The sequence below is a fragment of the uncultured Flavobacterium sp. genome (assembly GCF_937967675.1).
Classification (GTDB): domain Bacteria; phylum Bacteroidota; class Bacteroidia; order Flavobacteriales; family Flavobacteriaceae; genus Flavobacterium.
On sequence record NZ_CALBSN010000030.1, the window covers coordinates 1 to 4,104 of the forward strand.

The 4,104-nt window shown below is 33.7% G+C and carries 4 protein-coding genes; 3 read left to right on the forward strand and 1 reads right to left on the reverse strand.

All coding sequences use genetic code 11. The features are described from left to right. The first annotated feature begins 111 nt into the window (after window positions 1-111). Window positions 112-1,407 carry a phosphopyruvate hydratase gene (eno, locus tag Q0075_RS01660; RefSeq protein ID WP_297868005.1) on the forward strand — a complete coding sequence of 432 codons (1,296 nt, stop codon included), beginning with the start codon at window positions 112-114 and terminating at the stop codon, window positions 1,405-1,407. Between the two features lie 164 nt (window positions 1,408-1,571). Further along, window positions 1,572-2,855, forward strand: coding sequence for a citrate synthase (locus Q0075_RS01665; RefSeq protein WP_297868006.1), 1,284 nt, complete (start codon window positions 1,572-1,574; stop codon window positions 2,853-2,855). A 38-nt stretch (window positions 2,856-2,893) separates the two neighbouring features. Here Q0075_RS01665 and Q0075_RS01670 read toward each other — a convergent pair whose 3' ends face one another. Then, the gene (locus Q0075_RS01670) at window positions 2,894-3,268 is read right to left on the reverse strand and encodes a hypothetical protein (RefSeq protein WP_297868007.1); all 375 of its coding nucleotides are present in this window, start codon (window positions 3,266-3,268) and stop codon (window positions 2,894-2,896) included. 132 nt (window positions 3,269-3,400) lie between these two features. Here Q0075_RS01670 and Q0075_RS01675 point away from each other — a divergent pair. Further along, a partial coding sequence (locus tag Q0075_RS01675; RefSeq protein ID WP_297868008.1) for an arginine deiminase family protein occupies window positions 3,401-4,104 on the forward strand: 704 nt, incomplete at its 3' end.

A 4,104-nucleotide genomic window follows, 5' to 3' on the forward strand; every position in this document is an offset into this window, starting at 1 on the left:
CAAGCAACTAAAACGTTATCGTTTATAAGTTTTTTGAGTTTTTCAATATCATTGTAGTTTAAATTATAAATTTGTTATTATTCACAAGATAGTAACTTAAAAAAATATAAAATGAGTATAATTATCAAAGTTCACGCAAGACAAATTTTAGATTCGCGTGGAAATCCAACAATCGAAGTTGATGTAGTTACAGATAACGGAATTTTAGGAAGAGCAGCCGTTCCAAGTGGCGCTTCGACTGGCGAACATGAAGCAGTAGAGCTTCGTGATGGAGGTAAAGCTTACATGGGTAAAGGGGTGTTAAAAGCTGTTGAAAATGTTAATACAAAAATTGCGGAAGCGGTTGTAGGAATGTCGGTTTTTGAACAAAATTTAATCGACAAAATGATGATTGATTTAGACGGAACAGCAAACAAATCAAACTTAGGGGCTAATGCTATTTTAGGAGTTTCTTTAGCGGTTGCAAAAGCTGCTGCTAACGAATTAGGAATGCCTTTATATCGTTATGTTGGTGGGGTTTCAGCAAATACATTACCAGTTCCAATGATGAACATTATCAACGGAGGTTCGCATTCTGATGCTCCAATTGCATTTCAAGAATTTATGATTATGCCTGTAAAGGCTAAAGATTTCACTCAGGCAATGCAAATGGGAACTGAGATTTTTCACAACTTAAAAAAAGTTTTACACGATAGAAATTTATCTACAGCAGTAGGTGATGAAGGAGGATTTGCTCCAAATTTAGCGGGTGGAACTGAAGATGCATTAGATTCTATCAAATTAGCGGTTACCAACGCTGGTTATACTTTTGGAGATGATGTAATGATTGCTTTAGACTGTGCGGCTTCAGAATTTTATGTAAACGGAAAATACGATTACACTAAATTTGAAGGTGAAACAGGAAAAATAAGAACTTCTGAAGAACAAGCTTCTTACTTAGCAGAATTAACAGAAAAATATCCAATTATTTCTATCGAAGACGGAATGTATGAAGACGATTGGGAAGGTTGGAAATTATTAACAGAAAAAATCGGTGATAAAGTACAATTAGTAGGTGACGATTTATTCGTAACAAACGTAGAAAGATTATCTCGCGGAATTAGTCAATCGATTGCGAATTCAATTTTGATTAAAGTAAACCAAATTGGAACTTTAACCGAGACGATTGCAGCAGTTAATATGGCGCATAACGCTGGATATACTTCTGTAATGTCGCACCGTTCTGGAGAAACAGAAGATAATACAATTGCAGATTTAGCAGTCGCTTTGAACTGTGGACAAATCAAAACAGGTTCGGCTTCTCGTTCTGATCGTATGGCAAAATACAATCAATTATTAAGAATTGAAGAAGAATTAGCAGATGTAGCTTATTTTCCTGGCGTAAATGCTTTTAAAGTAAAAAAATAGTTATTTTTAAATATCATTTAGAACCTGTTGTAAATTGCTTATGACAGGTTTTTTCATGTATATTATTTAACCATAAATTATGATAATTTTCTTTAACGTTTGCGTAATATTTGTTAAATTCGCAAATTACTTAAATATTTATCAAAAAAACACATTATAATAATATGTCAAAAACTGCAATATTAGAGCTTGATGGCAAAAAGTATGAGTTCCCTGTAATCGTTGGGACTGAGAATGAGGTTGCTATCGACATAGACAAGTTGCGAAGTGCATCTGGTGCTATTACTATTGATCCGGGGTATAAAAATTCAGGTTCATGTACAAGTGAAATTACTTTTTTAGATGGTGAAGAAGGAATTTTACGTTACAGAGGATATGCTATTGAAGATTTAGCTGACAAAGCTAACTTCTTAGAAGTTTCTTATTTGTTAATTTTCGGTGAGTTGCCTTCAGCTGATCAGTTAACAAAATTTGAAAACGATATTCGTAAATATACTTTGGTTAATGAGGAAATGAAAAATATCATCGATGGTTTTCCTAAAACGGCTCATCCAATGGGTGTTTTAGCTTCTTTAACTAGTGCTTTAACTGCCTTCAATCCTAAGTCTGTGAACCCTCACAACGAAAAAGAAATGTATGAAGCAGTTTGTAAAACTATGGGTAAATTCTTAGTAATTGCTACATGGACTTACAGAAAAACTATGGGTTATCCATTAAATTATTATGATAATACAAAAGGTTATGTTGAAAATTTTATGCGTTTAATGTTTGAATTACCAACAGGTCCCTACAAAGCAGATGCAAAAGTTATTCAAGCGTTAGATAAATTATTCATTTTACATGCAGACCACGAACAAAACTGTTCAACTTCTACAGTAAGAATTGTAGGTTCTTCTCACGCAGGTTTATTTGCTTCAATTTCTGCTGGAGTTTCTGCACTTTGGGGGCCGCTTCATGGTGGTGCTAATCAAGCAGTTTTAGAAATGTTACAAGAAATCCATGATAATGGTGGTGATGTTGCTAAATTCGTTTTAAAAGCAAAAGATAAAGACGATCCGTTCCGTTTAATGGGATTCGGACACCGTGTTTACAAAAACTTTGACCCAAGAGCAACCATCATTAAAAAAGCAGCTGATGATGTATTAACAGCTTTAGGAGTTGACGATCCATTATTAGATATCGCAAAACAATTAGAAAAAGTAGCGTTAGAAGACGAATATTTTAAATTAAGAAACTTATATCCAAACGTAGATTTCTATTCAGGAATTATCTACAGAGCTATGGGAATTCCAGTTGAAATGTTTACGGTTTTATTTGCTATTGGTCGTTTACCAGGTTGGATTGCACAATGGAAAGAAATGAGAGTAAATAAAGAACCAATCGGTCGTCCAAGACAAGTTTATACTGGATATCCGTTACGTCCTTTTAAAGAAGTAAAAGATAGATAATATTTATAAAAAAAAACCACTCAAATGAGTGGTTTTTTTTATTCTGCTGGTTTTGTTTCTTCATTTGTTTCAGAAGCTGTTTCAACTTCTGTAGTTGTAGTTTCAACTGCTTCTTTTTTGTGTTCCAAAGATTCTTTTAAGTTGTGTGCTTTTTCTTCAACCCAACCCGCAGCTTCTGCTGTTTTTTCTTTAGCAACATCAACTAGTTCATTTACTTTTTCAGGTACGCCCATTTCTTCTAATTTGTCTGAAACTTTTTCAGCTACATTTTCAACAGTTTCTTTTACGTCTTCGGCTACATCAACAGCTTTTTCAGCTACATTTTCTGCCACTTCGCTTAAGTTTTCTTTGGCTATTTCTGCTTTCTCTTTTGCTTTTCCAAAAAGAGAACTAAAAAAATTTGAAAGTCCCATAATTAATAATTTTATAGTTTACTCAAATTTAATCATTTATACGGAATTTGTGTTGGTTTTCCATAAATTTATAACACTCGACTCTTCAATATTCTCATTTCCTTTTTCTATATTTGCCAAAAGCCGAAAGCTATGTTACAATTAAATGTAAAAAACGAAACCTCTCGTTTGAGGGCCGTGGTGTTAGGAACCGCTGTAAGTAATGGTCCAACACCTACAATCGAAGAAGCCTATGATCCTAAATCATTAGAGCATATTAAAGCTGGAACCTATCCAATTGAAGAAGATATGGTGAAGGAAATGGAAGCATTTAATAAAGTCTTCCAGAAGTACGACGTAAAAGTCTTCAGACCTCAAATTATTGAAAATTACAACCAAATTTTCACCAGAGACATCGGATTTGTTATCGATGACATTTTTATCAAAGCCAATATTTTACCAGATCGTGAGCGTGAATTAGATGCGATTCAATACGTAATCAATCAAATTGATCCAAAGAAAGTAGTTCGCCCGCCAGAAGAAGTACATATTGAAGGTGGAGACGTAATGCCTTGGAATGAGTATATCTTTATTGGAACTTACAAAGGTTCGGATTATAAAGATTACATCACGGCAAGAACCAACATGCAAGGAGTAAATTATATTAAAGAATTGTTTCCAAATAAAATTGTGAAAGCATTCGACTTAGTAAAATCGAAAATTGAGCCTCGTGATAATGCGTTGCATTTAGATTGTTGTTTTCAACCTGTGGGAACCAATAAAGGAATTATTTACAAAAGTGGTTTCCGTGAAGAAGCCGATTATATGTTTTTAGTGAATTTATTCGGAAAAGAAAA